Source organism: Mesorhizobium sp. WSM4829 (genome assembly GCF_055811475.1).
The window spans coordinates 1-344 of sequence record NZ_JBVVQJ010000163.1 but is presented as its reverse complement, the minus strand read 5'-3'; the positions used below and the strand labels follow the sequence as shown (position 1 = coordinate 344).

The window sequence follows — 344 nt, the reverse complement described above, 5'->3', positions numbered from 1 at the left end:
TCGGCGTGATAGAGGCCGCTGATGATGTTGATCAGCGAGGATTTGCCCGCGCCGTTGGGGCCGATCACCGCGCGGATTCTCACCGCCTTTGACCTCGAGATCAATGTCGCTCAGCGCCTTAACGCCGCCAAAGGAAATGCCGATCCCGATCAGTCCGAGAACCGTATCCGGCCGTAACGAGAGGCATGCCTGACGCCTGTCGCCGACGAGGATAGTCACCGCGAGGATGGCGGAAATTTCGGGCGCGCGCTCGTATGCGGCGGCTCTCAGCGAAGCACCAATCATGAAACGTCCCTGATTTGAAGGAGAGCTGGCAGCGGCCCGAGGGCCGCGCCTGACCTATT

At 61.6% G+C, this 344-nt stretch carries 1 pseudogene; it reads right to left on the bottom strand.

Annotated features, from left to right (window positions below):
- Window positions 1-219, bottom strand: a pseudogene (locus AC0L17_RS34690) (ATP-binding cassette domain-containing protein); the annotation flags it as partial.
- Between the last annotated feature and the right edge of the window lie 125 nt (window positions 220-344).